Below are 22,012 nucleotides of genomic sequence, written 5' to 3' on the forward strand. Positions count from 1 at the left end.
GTTCAGTGATGCAGCTCATGATCCCCCCGGGCCGTCTCGACCGTCCGGTCGACCAAGAGACGGACCACGTGCTCGGCGCCGTGGATGCTGAGATCTCGCTCGTCGAGTACGGCAGCTACGCCTGTCCGCACTGCAGGGCTGCCAACGAGCGCATCGCGCAAGCACGCGACCAACTTGGCAACCGCGCCTGCTATGCCTTCCGCCACAAGCCGCTCGCGGACAACAGCATTTCCTTTCGGGCCGCCGAGCTCGCTGAGCATGCTCAGACGCCCGAGGCGTTCTGGTCCGCGCACATCAAGCTGATGACGAGGTCGATGCAGCTCACAGAGGACGACCTCGTCGCGGTGGCCGCGGACCTCGGTGTGAGCGCCGATTTCTCGCTTGGCAACAGCGACGCCTTACGGCGCGCGAGGGCGAGGGTGGAGGCGGACGTCGCAAGCGCACGCGCAAGCGGGGTGAGAATCACGCCAACCTTCTACATCAACCGTCGACGCTATGACGGACCTTGGGACGAGAGCTCTCTCGTCGACGCGATGCTTGGCACGCTTGGCCACCGCGTCCGTACGGCAGCCCTGGAGTTCGCGAGCTGGGGCCCGTCCGCCGGCATTTTGCTAGTCCTCGCGACCTTGACGGCCATCGTCTTGACGAACTCGCCGATCCGGCCCGCATTCGAGGCGCTCTGGCGCCAGGAGTTGGGCGTGAGCTTTGGTGACGCGGCCTTTCAGATGCCCATCCTCCGTTGGGTCAACGACGGCCTGCTGACGGTGTTCTTCCTCGTCGTGGGGTTGGAAGTGAAGCGTGAGATGACAGTTGGCCACCTCGCAAGCCGCCGCTCCGCGGCGCTTCCGATCGCCGCCGCGCTCGGCGGGATGGTCGTGCCGGCGCTTCTTTATGCGCTGGTCATCCCCGCGGGGCCGTGGTCGCACGGGTGGGGCATTCCGATGGCGACCGACACTGCGTTCGCGATTGCCTTGATCGCCGTGATGGGCGCCCGCGTTCCTGTTGGGCTGCGGATCTTCCTTACCGCGGCGGCCATCGTCGACGACATCGGTGCGATCGTCGTCGTCGCCGTGTTCTACTCCGGCGATATCCAACTGGGCTACTTGGCCGCGGCCGCGGCCGTGGTCCTCGCGCTGGCGCTGCTGAGCCGGTCGAAAGTCTACCTTCTCTCGCCTTATGCTCTCTTAGGCGTCGCGTTGTGGGCGTTCGTCTACGCGGGCGGCCTCCACGCGACGGTGGCTGGCGTTGTACTGGCGCTATTCGTTCCGACGCGCCCACCTGCAAACCTGGCTGCCCTGATCACGCAGGCCAGCACGATCATTGCCTCCGAGGCCCAGCACGAGGGCGAGGTTCTCAGGCACGGCCCCTCCACCCCGGCGCTGCACGCGCTCGAAGCGATCTACGACCGACTTGAATCGCCCGCCGACCGGCTGCTGCGACACGCCGGCGCGCGGTCGAGCTACGCAGTGCTCCCGATCTTCGCACTGGCGAATGCGGGTGTGGCAATCAACCCCGGCGTCTTCGTTGGGCATAACTGGCTCATGGCCGCGATCATTGCGGGCCTCACCATAGGAAAGCCGGTCGGCATTTTCCTCGCGGCCGCTGCGGCCGTGCGCGCCGACATAGCCGTGAAGCCGGCGGAGTACACGTGGCGGCAGTTGGCCGGGGCGGGATCCCTGGCTGGGATCGGCTTCACGATGTCGCTGTTCATCGCCGGGCAAGCGTTTCCAAGCGCCACTGACTTCTCGGCCGCCAAGATTGCCGTGTTCGCTGCGTCAATTCTTTCCGCCGTCGTTGGGATTGCCCTGCTCTGGGGAGCTCCGCGCAAAGAGCTTATCGAAGAGGCGCGGCAGAGCACCGGCATGCAAGTGTCGAACTCCGCGGGTGCTTATGCGGAATCGCGGATACTTTTGGATGATTCTACCCATGGAAATGAGAGTCGCAGTCGCTGACGGCCAACTCCGCGAGACATCATCGATTCCGTCGGTTGTATCCCGCCGTCGAGGACACCAACGCGCTGAGGTATCGCAGCGAACCGTCACATCTGCAGGAGGTTGACCATGGCTCAGGTATATTTTCACTGTTCGAACACGAAGACGGTTTTCGTCGATCGCCGCGGCGCTGTGGTGGACGATCTTGCTGAGGCACGCGATCACGCAACCCGTGTCGTCCAATCCTTAACCCGCGAGCGAAGTCTCGAGGATTGGCGTGACTGGGTCCTGCATGTCAGCGACGACAGCGGCGATGAGCTCTTCGTAGTGCCCTTCACCTCCGTGCTCGGCAAGCCGAATTGAGGGCGCATATATCAGACGGCTGGAGGCCCGCGACTCGTCAGCCTCGTCGGGGTCGGGTCAACAAAGTGCACACCTTACTGGCCGCCTCCGTCAGGCCCGACGGAACGGCGCCGGATCGGGTGGGAAACGCAGCGCTTGAGACCGGCATCGCGAGCTTGTCAAGTTGCTACCGAACTATGTGACTTCTCGGACGTCTTGGACAATAATTGATCATCGAGCGCGTGCGGCGTGCCGAAGTGGAAAACAAGATATAGCCGCACAAAACATCGGCCCCAAGACGGCGGGAGGCCCTCGAGTGGCCGAGGCTGATGTGTTAGAGGCTCGCTACTCGGGACAGCGACATCTCATCAGCGAACCGCATCTGCGATCTCGCGGGGAATAGCGCAACTCGCCGCCATGACAGCCGACACGCACATTGTGCGGGCGGTGATCCTGAGAAATGCAGGAAAGCGCAGGAACTCCTGTCGCCGAGCACGGCATTCAGGGTGCACGCGCTTAGGATAAGCTGGAGCAACCTCCCATTTTGTCCAACAGCCATTAAACCGAAGACACTGAGCTTTTCAATGCCGATACTGCTCATCCCAGGCTAGAATTAGACCAACGTATGATCAGGCCATTCCGATTGTGGAATGCGATCCTCCCTCAGCACGATAACGCGATACAAGCGTGCCATGGCCTAAGAAATCGTTCTGAGATAGCAGTGAGTCCAACGGCTCAGTGCCGAGAGTCGCAACGGAACCGGACCCGCGAGCCGGCAGTTGCAAGAAGAGGTCGGCGGCGTAGCGCCCGTCGGCCTTTTCTCGGCTCGCTTCCGATCACTGAAGGGTCCCAATTATGGATAGCTCGGATAACAACGACCGGTAAGAAGAGGCTCCTGAATCACAAACACTGAATGGCGCCGGTTCCGGGAGGTCGCAATGCAACAGATCTATCTCACGATTACTGTTAGCAGTCTCACGCTGCTGGTCGGCGTGTATTTGCTCGCCGTCGTGCTTCTGTGAAACGGTCGAATCGAGATTGCCGTTCGCGCATCATCATCTGGCGGACCATCACATCTTGAAGCCGACAGGTCTCGGAACCAGTAGGGTCGAGCTAGAACGTCCATCGCATGTAGGTGCTATCGTTCGCATGAGGCGCGTAGTGCGGTCAGACGGAAGTGGATGAACGTCCCTCCCGGAATGACACCCGAGCTTGCCGGCGAGTTCATGCAGCGGCTCAACGCAGGGGATACGCTTCGAAGGATTACGTCTGGCGACAAGCGATGCGGCCCTGCATTGGTCACCCCTCAGCGTTTCAAGAAGCATTGCGAGCTGCACCCCGAGAGGGCTGACGAGGCGAGGCGGCTTGCCAAGGCCAATGAACAAGCCGCGGCGCAAGTCCGAGTAACCCTAACGTGGAGGCTCGCGATACAGCGGTCGGCTGACAATCGCCGAACAGCGGAAAGATGCAAGAACGGCCATATCAGGACGATGGACAGTACATTTTATGAGCAGCATCTGGGTTACCTCGTCAGACGCTGCAAGGATTGTATGAAGACCCCTCGTCAACTGCTTATGCCCAGCGCAGAACAGGTGAGATCTTCCATCTCAGTGCTTCATGAGGGCGGAACGCTGAGTTCGAGTCTAACGTCGCAAATGCAGCAAACGATGAGGAATTTCATGAGGGCGACTCCCAATCTGGGTACTCGGCTGCGTGACCTCTCCGATCAGAATGCGTTCGCAAAGCGGAGCGCTGCTCAGAGGGCCAGGCGTCGGTTTGCTGGGGCGTCATTGACCCGAAACGAGGGTGAAGATGCCTACGAAGCGGTACGGCGAGCTACCGCCCATCTTTCTAAGTACGAGCGCGGAGACGTCATGTCTCGGATGCTTGTTGCGATAGCGGAGGGGCGCCTCAGGTTGAGTGACGCGAGCGCGCGTGTAGACGAATTCTTGGCTGATCAGCGGCATCGACCTCGGGTATACGGCGATTACAGCCTGAACAGCCCGGTAGGTGACGAGGACGGCGTGACGTGTCTCGACACCAAGACCGATGCGGACCGCCTTTGGGCGCAGGCCCTGGGGCCGCAGGACACGCCTTCCGGCGCCTGCGGCCTTCCCACAATCGGCGCCCCCGCTCACGCCGGCGGCTTCCCTTGGAATTGGATGTTGCATTTCTTCTGAACGCTCGCCTGCTCGATCGCGACCATTTGGCCTTTTCTTGTTGGCGAGCTCCGCGGCAGTCTGTTTGTCACCGCCGACAAAAAATGCGGCTGGCCAGAACACGACGGTAGCAGCCGCCGTGACCAAGCCGTCTTTCGTCCGCTGGCTGCCTTAGGCGTCGGAAAGGCCGGCCGCTGGCTGCGGCCCCAGCTGCTGGCAGTTGTAGGATTGGTACACGACCGGCGAAACGTACGACGGCGCGACATCTGACGAGGCTGACGCACAGCCAGCCAACGCGGCGCCAAGCGCCACGATTCCAAAATTACGCATTTGAAAAAGCCCCCCGGCCAAAAACAACAGGGCGCACTGAACTTCAACCACTGCGCGAGATCAATAGGTCGCGCGCGTGAATTGCCGCAACTTGGGAAAATATGCAGCAGCGTCGCACTTAGCGCAAACACGACCCGCCGGCCTCGTCCATTGGTGCCTCGCAGCAAAACGACCCCCGCGGGGGCACGCGGAGGCCGCTGTTGGAGCTCCAAGCCCCCGGGGGAAGGCCAGAAGCAACTGGCAGTAATGGGGGAGCGCAGGATGGTTCCTGCCTGAATAAATAGAAGTCAGGTTTCCCGCTCTAGGGTATCTTGACGAGCAAGGCGGCGAGACCCGCCGTTGTGATCCGATACGTCGCGGCCGTGCTCCCGCGCTCGATCCAGCCCTTGGAGACCATATTTAAGACGGTGCGCTTGCCGGTAGGCTCAAGAGCTCTCGGCGTTAGCTCACGTCCCGCGCGCAGCTTCTGCAACGCATCTCGCTCCGGGCTGGTCGGCAGATGGCTCGCCCGGGGTGGCATCTATTTTTAACCTTTAACGCTCGCCGCATCAGCGTCCGAATAGCTTGATGTCGGCTCCTATACACCGGGCCCTTCTTTTTGCGGTAGGCATTCTTAGCCGACGATCAGCCACGTCACCCCGGCGATCGTGCCGTAAAAGCCCGTGAGTGCAATAAGCACGAAAGCTCGCTCGATCTTGTCCATCGAATTTCCCCCGCAAGAAAGCCAATCGGAAAAGACGAAGGTTACTCCCGCTCAGGGCCAATTCAAGCGCTGTTGTCAAGTTGCGGCAGCCTAGAGACTGTGGATAACGGGGAAATTCCACGCCATCTTGGTCGCACCTCGGCCTGGACAGCCACCCTAGCCTTGATCCATTTCACGTTCGTGACTCAGCTTTGCGAGCGTCGCGCGGAAGTTGGCGAGATCGCAGAGCAACTGGTCGCGCTCGGGATTCTGCGGAAGCGCGAGGGCTTTCGTTTCCGCGTCTTCGGCTTGCTAGTTCGTCTAGCACCTGACTCATTTTTCTGCCTTCGCCCGATCTCCACCAGCCGCGTGAATTGCCTCTGGCCGAGAGGGAGGTTCTGCTAGGCTAGTCTCTTTTGGATTCCGTTTCTCGGTCCGCCGGACCAGTATTCCGATTCGTTCGAAATCCAGTTCATGGCATCCGCTTCCGTCGCGAAGTCGGCAATGTGGGAAACGGGACCAACACCAGTTTTCACAGCCACAAACCAACGTCCGGTTTTTGTTATTTGGGGAGCAAAGGAGGGGAACGACTTTGGGCGCTGCATGACTTGCCCGGTTCGTGAGTCGTCGGTCATTTCTTCTTCAGCCCGATCTCGACTAGGCGCTGGGAGACCTCTTCTGCTGCGGCTCAGTCGTCTACCCTTATAGCACACACCGGCCCGCCTCAGCGACAGGGCGGGCTTCTTGGCCATCCGCGACGACCCTTATTTTCGTTGCTCCTTCTTGTACTCTGCATGCCGTTCGTCAAACCATAGGCGAAATACGGTTTCCTGCATTGACCCTGGCTTGATCGCGAATGCACGACTCGCTGCCCGATAGCGCTCGACGTGGGTCGGGTACTTTTCGAAGATGTCCCTCAATTGAATCTCGGCGTCAGGGGCGTCCGGCATCGCGTGAGTATAGACCGGGATTCCTGCGCGTCAGAATCCAGGCAAAAGGCCGGCCGGTTCACGCTGGCGGGCCACTGTGCTAGCACCGCGGGTGCCGTGCCGATCGTGCCGATCGTGCGGAACTTCGCGGCGTCGGTCGCAGGAGCAGCCTTTTAGCCGTTCCTGCGACCTTCACTTTTGAGGCTCCTGCGCTCCGATCCTCAATTAAATCAGCCTTCGTTTGCAAACTCGCGAAGCGGTGGCTAAGACCGGGGCGAATCGCGCTCCTTGAGCAGCTACGCCGCGAACCGCGGCCTCGGTCGGCCTTGATGCGCTCAGTTTCCGCTTCCTCTAATTGCGCGCCATAACCCACGATAAAGCCGCCTCAGTTGGCGGGCTCTTTCATGGCGGCAAGGCTATCACCTCGTACTCGAAGGCCAGGCCTGGCCCACCGGAGCGCCTCAAGCGTGTCTCTGCCGATAGCGATCGGCTATCGACTCCATGGCGAGAGGTGATTTGCCTTTGACCCGTCATGGACCCAATGTTCGAGCTACCTCGCGCGCCTCCTGTAAGGACCAAAGTCGCCGTTCCGATCGCGTAGACCCCCGGTTGCAGAGTGCGTGCGACTCAGGCGTCGTCGGGAGACCGAAAATGGCAATCGCTTTGCAGGTTAGCTTCGCCTTGTGGGGAATGATCATTTGCGCGGGTCTGGAGATCGCCCAATGGGCAAGCTAAGGCGCGCCATCGCGCCGAGCTTGCCTTTAGGTCCGCCTATCCTGACCATGTACCACTCGCCACATCGGATCGAAGGGCGGAGCGCGTCCAGGAAAGGGAATGAGATGCGTACACTGATAATCGCAGGCATCGCCCTTGCATCGCTGGGCGCAGCTTGGGGCGAGTACGGCAGAAAAGGCAAACAAAACGGACAACTGCAGCTACATGCTTATGGACGGGCAGTTGGTGGATACCCGTTGGCGCAAACGTCTGCGTACGCTCACCCGCGCCATATACCAGCGAATACGCGCTGCTTCACTGTTATCCGCCCCTTCAAGAAATTGATCTCGTAACCCGTGGCGATTCCGGCTGTAGTGAAAAGTACGAACATCGCGAGCGGAAAAAGTAGGACCTGCAGCGGGATCTGGAGGGTGACGACCCGGGCTCCTAGGCAAACCGGGCCCGCCGCCGTGACCAGCGGGCCTGATGCCAAAGCGCGGGCTAGCCGTCTTGGCAGGGAACACCGAAGTTGTCACAAGCGAGAGCGAATGCCTCTTTTGCTTTTGTATCCTCGAAGCAGAAGCGAGTGCCGACTTCCGCGCGATCGATCCACCAATCGACGTTATTACCTTCGTACGGTGCTCCGTCAGTTCGGCAATAAGCCTATCCTTCAATGGCCCTGCCGCATCCTCTTCATCTGCTTCGGACGGCGGCGCGCGTTGGCACGCGCGACCTCGATTGGGCCAAGGGCGGCAAGTCTCTGCAGATGGTGGCATTCCTCGCTCGGGCATCACGCGGCGCGGCGGCAATAACGATCGTCTATCGACTCTATGGCGAGAGGTGATTTCCCTCTCCGGCGTTGCAAGGTCATTCTCGTCGGGTGGTGGATAGTCATCTTCAAAGCGAACAGGAGCTACCGTGACTATTCAAGTCCGCGGCCTCGCGATTGCGCTCGCAATTGCTGTTCCTATCGCGGTGGCTGCAACGGCCGAATCGTCTGCTGCTCCGATCACTTTCACGTCGATCAAGGCGGCGGTACCAGCCGCGACGATGGACGTGCGCTATCGGGTGCGGCGAGGTTATCCTACTGATAATTCGTACCGGGGCTATCCGACCTATGACTACTTCCATCCCGGTGAGGCCAAAGCTTGGCCGTGTGCGGCTCCCTCGAGCTGCCGCTAGCCAACATGTATTTGAGACATCATAGCGTTCCTCGATCATTCGCACGTCGTTCTTGGAGCAAGCTGAAACGAGTTCAGCGCGAGCGTATGTCTTCTGCCTTATCCTTGCGCATTTCATTGAGCTCAGTGCTGGTTATTCACCGAATGCGGGATGTTCAGTTGGCCGAGTGGTCCAAAGAGGATATCGCAACAAAGAATCAACGGAAGCTCATCACTGACGGTGACGACGTGGTAGCTAACGGTGAAACAGGCTTATTGGTAAGCTCACGCGCGCATCCCGCTCCTGTTGCGAGGGTTTGGGATAACGACAAAGGAGCGAGCAAATGACGCTCCAAGACAGCTTGACGGGCAAATCAGCTCATGAACGCGCCTTCTCAAGCACGAATACGGGAAGCGCGAGTACAGAGCATTTCTACGGCAATCTGAAGCCGTTCGATAACTTCTCACAAATAACGCGTTTCGACCGCTATCTCCCCTTACCGCGCGATTGGTTCATCGGAATTGCCGATATCGTCCAATCGACGACGGCGATCAAGACCGGCCGATACAAAGCCGTCAACACGGTGGGCGCTGCGGTGCTGGTCGCCATAACCAACGCGTTACCTGAACTCTGCTTTCCCTATGTTTTCGGCGGCGACGGAGCGACCGTAGCGATCCCCGGCAAGTATCTTGACGAAGTGAAGTATGCATTGGCGCGAACTGCGGCATGGGCAGATGATACTCTCGATCTTGTACTTCGGGTCGCGATCGTTCCGGTTTCTGCAATCCGCGCAGCCGGTCACGATGTTCGTGTCGCGCGATATGCCGCGTCCGAGAACGTCTCGTACGCCATGTTCACCGGCGGCGGCATGGCGTGGGCGGAAGGACAACTCAAGAAGGGAGAATTCAAAGTACGCCGCGCACCGTTGGATGCCAAGCCCGATTTATCAGGGCTCTACTGCGGATTCGGGCCAATCCCTACCGAGCAGGGCACCATCCTCTCTATCATCGCCATTCCGGTCGAAGAGCAACGGTCGTACGCGGCTTTGGTGGCGGATGTTTTGGCCTTGATCGACTTTTCCTCGCGTCGATCGGGCCATCCGTTGCCGGAGGGCGGTCCGTTGCCCGCCTGGCTCGGAGGCAAAATCCAGAGATTGCTTGATAAGCACTCCTCACACGCGCACCTTCTGACGGCCATCGCAGATGCACTACGAGCTATCAAGACGCGATTCGTTCTTTCGGCAGGTATTCGCATGGGCCAGTTCAAACCCCTCAAATATCGACGAGAGATTTCGAACAATACGGATTTCAGAAAGTTCGACGATGGCCTGAAAATGACGGTGGACTGTTCGCCGGAAATCGCAGACGCTATCGAGGCTCGACTGGTTTCGGCCCAGCTCTCTGGCGTTTGTGTAGCGGGCACACATCGTCAGACGAGCGCGCATCTCACCTGTTACGTGCCTTCAAACATCCGGTCAGATCACGTCCACTTCGTTGATGGGGCCGACGGAGGTTACGCCGCGGCAGCGGCCAAACTCAAAGCAGGCAAGACCGCTGTCATGGCAGGGTGGCAGCAGCGCGAGCAGTTGATACTCCGGCGGCACCTTGACACTTGCGGGCCGTCACAACTTGAAGGGCGAGGTCAGCCATGACCATCAAACGTCGTGAATTCGTTGTTGGAGCGGGCGTCATTGGCGTCGTCGGCGTAACTAGCGGATCAGTCGCCCCACAACCCGCATCGGCGGAGCATGCGATGCAGATGGGCGCGAAGCAGACTGCTCATGCATCCTCACCCGCACAGACGGCAACTTCCGCACCACCCGAGAAGCGCGCTTACACGTTCCTCAATCCCGATGAGGCCACCTGGGTCGAGGCGGCGGTCAATCATATGATTCCGGCCGATGACTTGACGGCCAGCGGCGTCGATTTGGGCATTGCCTATTTCATCGATCAGCAATTGGCAGGCGGTTTCGGGCAAGGCGGTAAAATGTTTATGCAAGGTCCATGGCATCCTGGGTTGCCCCAACAAGGATGGCAGGTTCGCCTCTCTCCTGCGGAAGCTTATCGCGCCGCCATCCCGGCGATCAACGCATACTGCACCAAGGCCTATGGCAAGGACTTTTCATCGATCACGGAAAGTCAGCGCGATGAGGTCTTAAATGATCTCGGCACAGGCAAAGCGGATTCGGGACCGCTTCCTGCTGGCCTCTTCCTTGATCTGCTTTATCAGAACGTGATGGAAGGCTTTTTCAGCGATCCCGCTTACGGCGGCAATCGCGATAAGGCTGCGTGGAAGATGATCGGCTATAGCGGGGCGACCGGGAACTTCGTCGACCTGATCGAGACAACTTACAACAAGCCTTACACCGAACCAAGCCAAAGCATCGCTGACTTGAGCTGATTTTCAGGTCGAAGGAGAATTCCGATGGCGACGAAGTTGAAACCCGTCGACGCAGTCATTGTTGGTTTTGGCTGGACCGGGGCTGTGCTGGCCAGGGAACTCACAAAAAAAGCGGGACTCAACGTGCTGGCGCTTGAGCGCGGCGGGATGCGCGACACTATCCCGCACTTTGCCGCGCCGATGATACATGACGAATTGCGTTTCGCCATTCGTCATGACCTAATGCAGGACGCCTCCCGCGAGACTCTCACCTTTCGCAACAAAGTCGACCAGACGGCGCTGCCGATCAGGCGCTGGGGATCGTTCTTGCCGGGAAATGGTGTGGGCGGCGCAGGCGTCCACTGGAACGGCCAGCACTATCGGTTCGCGCCCAGCGAGTTCAGGATCCGCAGCCACTATGGCGAACGATACGGCAAGACGTTCATTCCTAAAGAAATGACGATACAAGATTGGCCGGTTACGTACGACGAACTTGAGCCCTACTACGACCGCTTCGAATATCTCTGCGGCACCGCCGGGAAGGCCGGCAACATCAAAGGCGTGATCCAGGAGGGCGGGAATCCTTTCGAAGGGTCCCGTGCGCGCGAATATCCGAACCCGGCGATGAAGCGCAGCCTTCAAATGAAGATGTTCGAGGATGCTACGCGGGAAATGGGGTTTCACCCCTATGTTCAGCCATCCTCCGACGTTACGCAGGCCTACACGAACCCTGAGGGTGTGGACATGGGCTCCTGCGTGTACTGTGGGTTCTGCGAGCGCTTTGGTTGCGAAATGTCAGCGAAGGCAAGCCCGCAATCGACGCTTCTGCCCCTTCTGCTGAAAGACCCTAGATTCGAATTACGCACGCTTTCTCATGTCACTAAGGTCAATCTTGACTCCGGCCGCAAAAAGGCAACTGGCGTTACCTATATCGACTCGCAAGGTCGGGAGTTCGAACAGCCCGCCGATATGGTACTGCTCTGCGCATTTGGTCTGCATAACGCACGGCTGATGATGCTCTCGGGAATCGGTCGCATCTACGATCCTACGACCGGTAAGGGTAGCGTTGGGCGCAACTATGCCTACCAGATGTCCAGCAGCGTCACCGCGCACTTCAACGATAAAGTCTTCAATCCGTTCATGGGCGCCGGTGCGTGCGCCATGATCATAGATGATTTCAACTACGACAACTTCGATCATGGGCCGCTCGGCTTCGTGGGTGGTTCTTACATCTGTGTCGAGAGCAAGGGGCAACGGCCGATCGATTTCCGCAACCTGCCACCAGGCGAGCCTCGCTGGGGCAAAGGCTGGAAGCAATCGGTTGCCCACTGGTATAACCGCACTTTCGTGATCGCGTCTTTCGGCAGCGTCACAGCCCAGCGCAGCAACTATCTTGACCTCGACCCGAACTATAAGGACGGCTTCGGCAATCCCCTGCTGCGGATGACGTTCGACTTCACCAAAAACGATCTGGACATGTCGAAGTACTGCACCGATCGTGCAGCCGACATTGCCAAGCACATGAACCCGGACAAAATGGGCATCAACTATCGCAAGGGCCCTTATTCGATCGTCCCTTACCAGACGACGCACACGACAGGCGGCACCATTATGGGAGCCGATCCGACAACCAGCGCTGTCAACCGCTATCTGCAAAGCTGGGATGTTCCCAACGTGTTTGTTATGGGCGCCGGCGCCTTTCCGCAAAACCCGTCGCACAATCCGACGGGCACCGTCGGAGCTCTGGCCTATTGGGCGGCCGATGCAATCACAACGAAGTATCTGAAATCGCCGGGGCGCCTGGTCCCGAGCTGAGCACATCGGACCCGCGCCGATGGCGCCAGCCATCGAGTAGAACGCGACCCCATGGAGCACGATCTGAGGTTGTTCCGGAGCGGTCTATGTACGCCAAGGTTGGGGCGCTTACGGCGCCTTACCGTCACACGCGATAATATCACTGGTGCAGAATGGCATATGTTCTCACGGTAAACGGCAAGCCGCATACGATGGACGCTGACGGCGACACCCCGCTGCTGTGGGTGCTTCGCGACATGCTCCAAAAGACTGGCACCAAGTTCGGATGCGGTATGGCGCTGTGCGGCGCGTGCACGGTGCATCTCGAGGGCGCGGCGACAAGAGCCTGTATCACTCCGATTGACAGCGTCCGGTCACCGAGTGATCACCGCGGAGGTTATTGCGGTCCGGGCATGCGAAAGCATTGGTCCGTATCCGCGATGCGGAACGGTTTCCCAACGTGCCCAAACCTGATATCAGCGCCGCGAGAACGATCTGCTTGCCTTCGTGGCGGATCGTAGAGCTCCTGGTGATCGCGCGCCGCTTCCGCTGCAACGTCGTCCTGCGCGGTGGTCAGCTCTTCACCGAAAGATTCGAAGGCAACTGGCTCCATAGGCGTGGCGCGCGGGGAGGCCGGACTTCATCGTCTATCGCCTCGTTTGGCGCTCGGCCGGCTGATGCTGCCCCGATAGCAAAGACACACTCACGCGCGTAGTTCGCCACCCGACCCAGCTACCGGTTGACCTACACACGATTATCGACATCGATCTTTGGTCTCCGCGGCGCAATCACCCATGCGCAGCAGCATCTGCAACCTGGAAAGCGCCGGTCGTTAGGCCTTTGCGGGGCGAGAGGCCCCCACCGGCCAAGCTCGGTTCCCTGATTTGACGAAGCTGCGGCAACTGCCCTGCGGCACAGGTGCAGATCGTTAATGGATAACGCCAGCCGGGCCGTTGCAATTCGCGCAACAGTAATCGGTTCCACACTGCTCAAGAAGGCCGAGCGCCTGCGCTATGCTGGCTTCCCAAGAGCATAAGTCGTCATGTCAACTAGCGAATTCAGATTGTCCTTTGCTCTTCCACTGAACGGAGCGCAGCCTTCAATATCTCTTCGGCGCCTTGCTGAAGAAGTTTATGCCCGAGACTTCTGCCTATTGCGTCGGCTTGATCGGCCAGACCCACACTTTCATTGGTGATCTTCCTTTGGCCATCCGGATGAGTCACTTGTCCTCGAAGTGTTAATGTCCCGGCGAGCCATGTGGCAGAGACCCCGACGGGGAGGCTGCAACCCGCATCGAGACTTCTCATCAATGCGCGCTCTGCGTCCACTTCGGAGCGCGATTGCCGGTCTTCAATCTTTTGAAGCAGCGCTATAAGCGCCGTATCCTCTTCGCGAGCTTCGGCCGCGAGAGCACCTTGACCGACTGCATACGGGAAAACACGAGCGTCTAAAATCTGTGAAGCCTCATGCAGCAATCCTAGTCGGGACAACCCGGCCGCCGCCAATAGAGTCGCATCTATTCCCTGTCGGTTCTTTGCCTTACACAGCCTTGGAGAAACGTTTCCTCGGATAGGTCGAATATCGAGACCATTGCATAACTCGAGAAGTTGAGCTTTACGGCGAATTGATCCAGTGCCGACGCGCAGCCCCGGCCGTAGCTGACTTAGTGTAACGCCACAAATCGCGTCCCGAGGATCCTCTCTTTTGGGAACGGCTGCCAATACCAAGCCGGGCTGCAATTTGGTTGGAAGATCCTTGAGGGAATGAACGACCAGGTCAACTTCGTTGCGCAGAAGCGTGTCTTCGCTCTCCTTCGTGAACGCTCCGATGCCGCCAAGCTGATGAAAGGCCGACCTTCGATCTTTATCGCCAACCGAGCTCACGAAGACCAAGCGTACCTCAGCGGCCGGCTCGACGCCACGAATAAGGTCGGCGACGTGACTGGCTTGCCAGATGGCCAAATCACTACGCCTGGTGCCGAGTCGAATTTCCACGATGAAACCTCTCGCTTCTTCAGCAGTTCGCGAACCTATAGCGCTGCGCAACTAGCTATGATCGGCGCCTGCTCATTTAGCCGCACAGCGTGACTCTGGTGTGGCAGTCTTTGCTTGGGTATCTTTCCTCACGCCGTAATTCACATCAATCCACAGTCGCCCGAAAACGGAGAAGCAGCCAATAGCTCGCAACTTTATAAAGGCACTGGACTAAGTCGAGAAGGGTGCGGGTTCCTCGAGAATGGAGCTTGCGCACCTTCCGGATGTCAAGCGCGCTGAATGCGTCCACACATCGCTTCAACTTCAAGGGGTCGAGCCCAAACGCCACAGCGAGCTGCCATCACCTGTTTATACCGGAACGATCGAGGTGATCGAACGGTGTCGCCACTTTACGTGCGGCATCACGCTAACCTAAGTGGGCGCCTCCGTCGTCAAGAGCGAACGCCTGTCGATGAGACCGCGTCCCTTCGCCTCACGCACTGGATCATGCACGAGCATATTCGTCTTCACTTGCGGAGATCCGGATGGGTCAGCAGCCACAGCGTTGACTCGTTTGATCTTGGGGCGCGCTATTTGAATGGATTCATCGACGAGGAATAAGTTGGTGTTTTCGCGTAATCCGCCGGAACGTTCCAAAGAGTTGCGACATACCAAGCGGTCCAAGCAACGATCAGTAGCGTCAGCACCCACACCCAGACCGGCGTCGGCGAGGGCGATTCCGCTCGGTGCGGCTCGAACGGCTCTTCCGCTCCAAACGCGTTGACCGTGAGGCGCACGGTACCGTGGACGACGGCACCATCACCAAGCCCGGTGACCGTGATCCCGGGGCCGTTGCGGACTTGGAATCGAAGGCGCCGGACCCCGACCTGGCCGGTGGCATCTTGGGCTTCGATGCGCAGGCCGTGCTCGCCGTCGGCAAGGCTCTTGGTGTCGAGCGCTATCTCAGTTGGCGGCCGCTGATCGGCGACCGGATCTGGCGTGTCGTCTAGATAGATGCGGATGCGCGGGTCGGGCACGTGTTGCATTCCTCTAACGGTCGGTGTCCAAGACGCGATATTTTGGATGATTGGGATCCCGTTCGCCGGGGTCGAAGAGCATCCACAGCGCCGCCACGATGCAGCTGAGGGTCACGAGCCCAGCCCCGCCCGCCACCAGCACGTTGCCAAGTAGTGGTCCGGTAAGACTATGATCGCCAGCAACATTAGCGATCGCAGGCGTAGTGCAGAGATAGCCAAGCGCCGAGAGGATCCAAGCGGTAATCGTATCAGTCATCGTCGCCTCCTATTTCTTGGCGCGGAGCTTCGTGATGTCCGCGAGCGTCACCAGCGGCCCGTGGTTGCCCCATGACGTGCGCTCGTGATTGATGATATCAGCGATCTGCTGATCAGATAGTCTGTCAGCGAACGGCGGCATCTCTACTTCGTACTTCTGGCCGTTGATCACCTTCCCACCAAGGCCGCGCAGCATGGTGGTGATGTGTTCGGCAGGGTCAGTGGCGTTAACGACCTGATCGCCCGCAAGTGGCGGAAACGTGCCGGGCACGCCTTTGCCCTCTGCACCGTGACAGGCGGCGCAGTTCTCGGCGAACAGCTTCGATCCTTCCGCGGGATCGAATGTCGGTGCCGGGGCCGCTATCGGAGAGACCGGTTTCGTCGGCTGCTTCTGCAGTGGTTCGTTGGCGCGCGCCGCGACGACATCAGCCGCGCTGATCAAGGCACCACGATTGCCCCATGAGGAGCGCTCGTGGTTGATGATATCGGCGATCTCCTGATCCGACAATTGATCCGCGAACGCGGGCATCGGAGCTTCATATTTTTGGCCATTGATCACGTTTCCGCTAAGTCCATGCAGCACAGCGCCGATGTGTGCCGTCGGATTGGCGGCGTTAACCACCGGATCTCCGGCGAGCGGCGGAAACGTTCCGGGCACACCCTTGCCTTCCGCGCCGTGGCAGGATGCGCAGTTGTTGGCGAACAATGCTGCACCTTTGCCGGCATCAAACCCTAGCGGCTCGCTCGAGCGACCCAATGGCACGGTGCCGGGCTGCGTTGGAGCGAGCGCGGGCTGCTTCAGCGACAAAAGATAGGCCACCAGCGCCTTGCCGTCGTCGTTAGGAATCACGGTACCGCCTGGCGCGAACTCAGGCGGCAATGACACCGCTTTCTCTTCGGGAGGTAATTTGTCCACAACGCTGAATAGCCAAGGGTAAGCTGGCATGATCGATTGCGGCACCACTGCGCGCGGCTGATAGAGATGGATGAACTGCCATATGCTGCTCGATTGCCGCGTGCCGATATTGCTCAAGTCCGGACCGTTGCGCTCCGAACCTAGCAATTCCGTCGTCTGGTAAGCATAATCGCCCGGTGCGGACGGACGGCCAAAGGACTTATCTCCAGAGAGGGGGCGTACTTGCTGGGTATGGCAATAGAAGCAGCCTTCGGAGACATAAACATCCCGCCCTCGCGCCTCTAAGGGCGTCAGTGGCTTAAGGCCCGGCGTCGGAGGTACCTTCGATAGCCAGATGCCCGGCAGCACGCCCATAAGAACCGCCAATCCGGTGTAGATCAGCGTTGAACCACCGCAAATCGCCAACAACCTATTCATACCGGCACCGTCTTGGCTGCGGCAAGCTCGGCGTAGGACCTGCCGTAGGTCATTGTCCAGACATTGAAAGCGAAGACGAGATGGCCGGCGAACATCAGCGAGCCACCGACGGAGCGCCACAACCAATATGGCGCGGCATCTTCGACCGACTGAATGAAGGTGAGTCCTCGAAACCAATCGAGCCCCTGAATGGTTCCTGCGGCCGACAGCGCCGCAACGTAGATGACAACACCGACTGCGGAAAGCCAGAAATGGATGCCCATAGCCAGGTTGTAGGGATACTTGCCGGTGGCGCGCGGCAAGAGTGCATAGACTCCGCCCCAGATCGCGAAGGTAACGAAGCCATACATCGTCAGGTGCGAGTGCCCTACCGTGTAATTGGTCAGATGCCAAAGCTGCTGCAGCGAGCGGAACGCCTCAAATGTGCCTTGCGTCGAACCCAGTAGATAGCCGTAGACGGCGACGAGGATGAACACCGCGGGCGAGCGATATATCCATTCGTGAGTCCCCCGGAAGGTGAGAAGGAAGTTCGCGGTGCCGCTCAGCACAGGGACCAGCATGGCCACGCTGAAGACGATGGCCGTAGTCTGCAGCCACCACGGTAATGGACTGAATTCAAAATGATGGGCGCCGACGATCGGATAGAAGATGAGATTGGTCCAGAATGCAAAGACGCCAAGAGAATACGAATAGATCGGACGGTTCAGGAGCTTCGGCAGCGCATAGTAGGACACACCGAGCGATAGGGGCGTGAACCATAGTCCGACGGCATTATGCATGAAGAAGGCCTGTACCGCGACCTGACCCAGTCCGAACTGGTACCATGGCAGAAGCGACACCACGACCATGACAATCGTCCACAGCGTGCCTCCGATAGTATACCAGTTAGAAATGTAGATATCCCCGGCATCCCGCTGCTCGACAGTGGCGATCATATTCCAGACCGCAGTGATCAAACCAAGCCCGAGGATTACGCGAATCCACCACAGCCACTCGCGATACTCCTGGCCGTAGTTGAAACCGAAATCGAGTGTAACGGTGCCCAGCACAGCGGCGACATTAAGGAGCGCAAGACTGATCCATGCGAGGCGCTCGCTGTAGAGCCGCGCGCCCGAACTGCGCGCTGCCACGAACAGCGCAAGTCCGATCAGCGCCTGGCTCGCCCAGGCATAAAATGTTCCGTTGGTGTGGATCGCCCGCAACCGTCCAAACGACAGCGCCGGCGTCGTCGCAAAATCCGGATAGGCGAACTTGAAGCTGACTAAGACTCCCACGGCCGTGGTCAATACAAGCCAGATTGTCGCCGACGCTACGTAAGCCGCTAACACGCGCGCCAGAGCGGGGTCCTCCGGAGCGGCTGTCCGAGGCGGAATGGCCGTAGCGGTGTATGACATCATCCGACTCTCCGTCCCCTCGACGTCGTTGTCCAGCGTTGCTCCAAAGCGCGCCCGACGATGCTTTGCAGAATGCCCTTGCAACGCCTGCGAAGGAAATCACCTCTCGCCATCGATTCGATAGACGATCGTTATTGCTGCTGCGCCGCGTGACTCCGTAGCGAGGAACGTCACCAGACGCACATGCAGAGATTTCCGTTGGCTGCCTGAGAGCAATCCAGATCGCGGGTGGCAGTGCGCCGCCTCCTCGACCATGACGCTGCTCCTACGGAGGATTTCGCGTTCGCCACGATCAAGCTGTTTTTGCACCCTCAGGTCTGGTGTGGTGGCACAGCTATTCGCCCGGCCCGCCGCTCGATCTGAGCTTCCGACGAGTTAGGTCGTCTTTTGGCCCCAACCGAGACCTTCAGTTCACTCTGACGACTATCCGTTTAAAAGGCATTTTCCGCGAGGCTTTGAATACGAGCGTCACGACCGGCCAGGTCGCATCTGCGCGGCTTGCGCGATGCACGCATCCACAAGCCCGTCAACGTTCGTTCCACGTATCGGCGCGAGTGGGATGTCTCACTCAACTCTCCTTTGGCTCGTACTCGTTTTTCAGCGCGGGCGACAATGGGAACTCTCTACAGGTGCGACTGGTGGCATTCCCCGTTACTACTTCACGCGGCGCGACGGCACTAACGATGGTCTATCGAATCTATGACGGGAGGTGATTTCCTTCGCCGGCGTTGCAAGGTCATTCTCCAAAGCATCGTCATAACGAAAATCAGTGCCGCCATCGAGACGGGATTGAGAAGCCAGGAGGCTCAATATGCAGCGCGACGAGATAAATGCCGCCGCAATCAATTGTAAGGAGGCCGCCTATTTCGATGTGCCGTGGGAAGATGCCTACGGATACGCACAGGCGATCAAGGTTGGTGACACGATCCATGTCTCCGGTCAGCTCAGCCACGACGAGAAGGGGAACCTAATCGCGCCTGCTTCTCTCGATGAATCCGGCAAACCGGCCGACTTCTCGATGATGGAACAGCAGATGCGGACGACTTACGCCAATGCCGCCAAGCTTTTGGCGCGCTTCGGGGCGACGTTGGACAATGTCGTCGAGGAGACGCTGTATGTCCTCGATGTCGGTGCCGCTTTCGCCGTTGCGGGCAGGGTACGCAAGGAGGCCTACGGCACGGCACGACCTCAGTGCGCCAGCAACCTGATAGGTGTGCTGAGACTGGCCTTTCCTGAACAGCTCATCGAGATCACCTTTACCGCTAGGCTGTCGGAACAGATGCGAAGCCGCCATGATAACTCCCCGATGTCCCGAGTTAACGAAACATGACACAAGGACCTGAAACGGCGATGCCCGACATCCTGATCGAGCCGAAGGATTGCACCTTGGTGCTGGTCGATCAGCAAGCCGGGCTTGCTTTCGGCGTCGGGTCGATCGATCGCCAAACGCTTTTGAACAACGTGATCGCTCTAGCGCGCACTGCCACCGTTTTCGGCATGCCGATCGTGGCTTCCACGTCCGCCACAAAGGTCTACAGCGGTCCTCTGATGCCAGCGATCCACGCCGCGATTCCTGAAGTAGTCGCGATCGAGCGCCGCAACATGAACATGTGGGAGGACCACGCTGCGCGCGCTGCTATCGTGGCGACGGGACGACGGAAGCTGATCTTTTCGGGGCTGTTGACGGAAGCGTGTGTGACTTTTCCGGTGCTCTCCGCTCGCGCGGAGGGGTATGAGGTGCACGTCGTCGGCGACGCTTGCGGCGGGCTCACTCCGGTCAGTCACGATCTGTCGATGCGACGGATGGAAGCGGCGGGCGCGAAGCCGACGTCGTGGATCCAGGTCCTTCTGGAACTCCAGCGCGACTGGACCCGGCACGAGACCTATGACGGAGCGCGAGGTATCGTGGAGGCTCACGGCGGCGGATACGGTATCGGTTTGGCCTATGCACGGGATATGATCAAGCCTACGTAAGAAATGCGCCGATTATCCATCGGCCTGCGCCACGAGCCTGGGCTGCCGCCCACGCCCCGCGAGAGAGCGCGCGTGAATCTATCTTGATCCCCGAAGCCGCAAATTAGCGCAACCAGCAAGCGAACCTTGCTGGCCAGATCAACCGCTTGGCTGCCTCGATCTTCAAGTCGGAAAGAAGCTTCTTGTGAGCCACACTGTTGGTGTCCTTGAAGGCGGCCGCGAAAGGACTGGCCGTGAGCGGCACAGCAGATGTCGATTGGTTTCGGTAGCTAGCCGTCCACTTGGCCGAGTAACCGCTGGGCTGGAGCTCGCGAAAACGCTCGCTAGGGCGGCTGAGCGCTCCGGCGGAGACCCTGAGCGGGTCTCGAAAGTTGCAATGCGGATACCAACCCTTCGGCTAATTGGGGAGGGCTGCTGCCGCGAAGCAATCGGCATGTGCACCCGCTTAATTCGCCGCGGTAATGGGCACGGCACGTCGGAAACGTTGTTCGGGTAATCGGGGGGATCTGTTGATATGAGCGCTAGGGTCGACGTCCAGCGAGCCGCTCACACGACCGAGACTGTTTCGGAAATCTAGCGTGAATATTCCGTTCGCGTGGTTGGCTTTGCTGGAATTCCTCAATCGGTCCTCAACATGGTACCCGCTAGTCTTGCCCAAGCGGGCCCACAGCGCTCACGCTGCCCGCGGGCCCCATAGCTTCAGCCGACTTGGTCGATATTGCCGGCTCTGGATTTGTCTTGGACGCGACCGCGCTGCTTACGAAGCGCCCCCGCACCGGTTTGGGCGTCAGCTCGACCACCGCTGCCTTGCCCGGCTGATCAAGCATACGGGTCGTGACCAGCCCGGTGAGTCGCAACTCCTCCTGCGACAGTTCATGCAGATCTTCCCAGGGCGGCACGTTCAGCGACAGCGACAACAAATCACCCGCGCCGCCCATGTCGAAAGTGTATTTCGCGAGACGACCGATATCGCGTTCCACGATCATCAGATCATCCGCGCTGTAGGTCGCGGCTTTGGCATCATTGGCGCGGTCACCGATCCAGATCTGATGCACCCGAACATGGGCGGTCTCGGGCACGAAACGCGTCTTGCCCGAGAGCAGCATGAACACGCACATCGATTCGCAATAAGCCACGGGAGCCTTGTCGGAAGGAGCGCTCTGTGCAGTGTTGGTCTGAACGCTGACGCCAACGGTGGTCAGCGCCCCCAGATCGCGCCAGCGCCGCCCGAGCGCGATCGCTTCATTGACCGCACCGCCGCTGGAATCCAGCACGATGGTCGCGCCGTCAAGCTGTCGACCTAGCGCGAATTCGTCGAAAACCCTCGGAGTATCGGCCGTCACGATGCCGACCGCGCTGACCCAACCTCGGCAATTCGGCTGGCAAGCAATCCAGCTAAACTTCATCGGCAATTTGCGCAATTCGAGGGTGACCCCGGCGCCCGCCGAACCAGCCGACATCGTCGCCGGGCCGAGCAATGCGATGCAAATGGCGGCGACGCCGTGGCGCATCCAGCCTCGAGTTGCCACCCAACCATTACGGGCAGAGGTTACAATACATGTCGCCAGATTAATCGAGAGCGAGACGGCAAACAGGATACCCCATAGGACGAACATGTTAGAACC

Annotated in this window: 13 protein-coding genes and 1 pseudogene; 8 read left to right on the forward strand and 6 right to left on the reverse strand. The window is 59.3% G+C overall.

Annotated features, from left to right (window positions below; translation table 11 throughout):
* The first annotated feature begins 8 nt into the window (after positions 1–8).
* The 6 genes and pseudogenes from nhaA to IVB13_RS03350 all read left to right on the forward strand — a co-directional run.
* Positions 9–1,952 (forward strand): Na+/H+ antiporter NhaA, encoded by a 1,944-nt coding sequence (gene nhaA / locus IVB13_RS03325; protein WP_247334905.1) that lies wholly within the window; start codon positions 9–11, stop codon positions 1,950–1,952.
* A 108-nt stretch (positions 1,953–2,060) separates the two neighbouring features.
* Positions 2,061–2,294 carry a hypothetical protein gene (locus IVB13_RS03330; RefSeq protein WP_247296369.1) on the forward strand — a complete coding sequence of 78 codons (234 nt, stop codon included), beginning with the start codon at positions 2,061–2,063 and terminating at the stop codon, positions 2,292–2,294.
* A 6,297-nt stretch (positions 2,295–8,591) separates the two neighbouring features.
* Entirely contained in the window at positions 8,592–9,899 is a 1,308-nt protein-coding gene (locus tag IVB13_RS03335; RefSeq protein WP_247487717.1) for a DUF3095 domain-containing protein, read from the forward strand.
* Positions 9,896–10,648 carry a gluconate 2-dehydrogenase subunit 3 family protein gene (locus IVB13_RS03340; protein WP_247487719.1) on the forward strand — a complete coding sequence of 251 codons (753 nt, stop codon included), beginning with the start codon at positions 9,896–9,898 and terminating at the stop codon, positions 10,646–10,648. Before IVB13_RS03335 ends, IVB13_RS03340 begins: the two co-directional genes overlap by 4 nt.
* 24 nt (positions 10,649–10,672) lie before the next feature.
* Positions 10,673–12,442: a GMC family oxidoreductase gene (locus tag IVB13_RS03345; protein WP_247487721.1), complete on the forward strand. Its 1,770-nt coding sequence runs from the start codon at positions 10,673–10,675 to the stop codon at positions 12,440–12,442.
* Between the two features lie 152 nt (positions 12,443–12,594).
* Positions 12,595–12,792 (forward strand): annotated as a pseudogene (locus IVB13_RS03350) (2Fe-2S iron-sulfur cluster-binding protein); the annotation flags it as partial.
* 687 nt (positions 12,793–13,479) lie between these two features.
* On the opposite strand, the gene hemC reads toward IVB13_RS03350, so the two are convergent.
* From hemC to IVB13_RS03375, 5 genes are all read right to left on the reverse strand, one after another.
* The gene (gene hemC / locus IVB13_RS03355; protein ID WP_247487723.1) at positions 13,480–14,415 is read right to left on the reverse strand and encodes a hydroxymethylbilane synthase; all 936 of its coding nucleotides are present in this window, start codon (positions 14,413–14,415) and stop codon (positions 13,480–13,482) included.
* A gap of 569 nt (positions 14,416–14,984) precedes the next feature.
* Positions 14,985–15,431 carry a cytochrome C gene (locus IVB13_RS03360; RefSeq protein WP_247487725.1) on the reverse strand — a complete coding sequence of 149 codons (447 nt, stop codon included), beginning with the start codon at positions 15,429–15,431 and terminating at the stop codon, positions 14,985–14,987.
* 13 nt (positions 15,432–15,444) lie between these two features.
* Positions 15,445–15,687, reverse strand: coding sequence for a hypothetical protein (locus IVB13_RS03365; RefSeq protein ID WP_247334881.1), 243 nt, complete (start codon positions 15,685–15,687; stop codon positions 15,445–15,447).
* Positions 15,688–15,696: 9 nt separating this feature from the next.
* On the reverse strand, positions 15,697–17,019 hold the full coding sequence (locus tag IVB13_RS03370) for a c-type cytochrome (RefSeq protein ID WP_247487727.1): 1,323 nt from the start codon (positions 17,017–17,019) through the stop codon (positions 15,697–15,699).
* On the reverse strand, positions 17,016–18,416 hold the full coding sequence (locus tag IVB13_RS03375) for a cbb3-type cytochrome c oxidase subunit I (protein ID WP_247487729.1): 1,401 nt from the start codon (positions 18,414–18,416) through the stop codon (positions 17,016–17,018). Before IVB13_RS03375 ends, IVB13_RS03370 begins: the two co-directional genes overlap by 4 nt.
* Positions 18,417–19,224: 808 nt before the next feature.
* On the opposite strand from IVB13_RS03375, the gene IVB13_RS03380 reads away from it, so the two are divergent.
* Positions 19,225–19,743 (forward strand): Rid family hydrolase, encoded by a 519-nt coding sequence (locus tag IVB13_RS03380; RefSeq protein ID WP_247487731.1) that lies wholly within the window; start codon positions 19,225–19,227, stop codon positions 19,741–19,743.
* Between the two features lie 20 nt (positions 19,744–19,763).
* Positions 19,764–20,387: a hydrolase gene (locus tag IVB13_RS03385; RefSeq protein ID WP_247487733.1), complete on the forward strand. Its 624-nt coding sequence runs from the start codon at positions 19,764–19,766 to the stop codon at positions 20,385–20,387.
* 644 nt (positions 20,388–21,031) lie between these two features.
* Here IVB13_RS03385 and IVB13_RS03390 read toward each other — a convergent pair.
* Positions 21,032–22,003 carry a hypothetical protein gene (locus IVB13_RS03390; protein ID WP_247487735.1) on the reverse strand — a complete coding sequence of 324 codons (972 nt, stop codon included), beginning with the start codon at positions 22,001–22,003 and terminating at the stop codon, positions 21,032–21,034.
* Between the last annotated feature and the right edge of the window lie 9 nt (positions 22,004–22,012).

Origin of the sequence: Bradyrhizobium sp. 17 (assembly GCF_023073515.1) — a bacterium.
Taxonomy (GTDB): Bacteria; Pseudomonadota; Alphaproteobacteria; order Rhizobiales; family Xanthobacteraceae; genus Bradyrhizobium; species Bradyrhizobium canariense_D.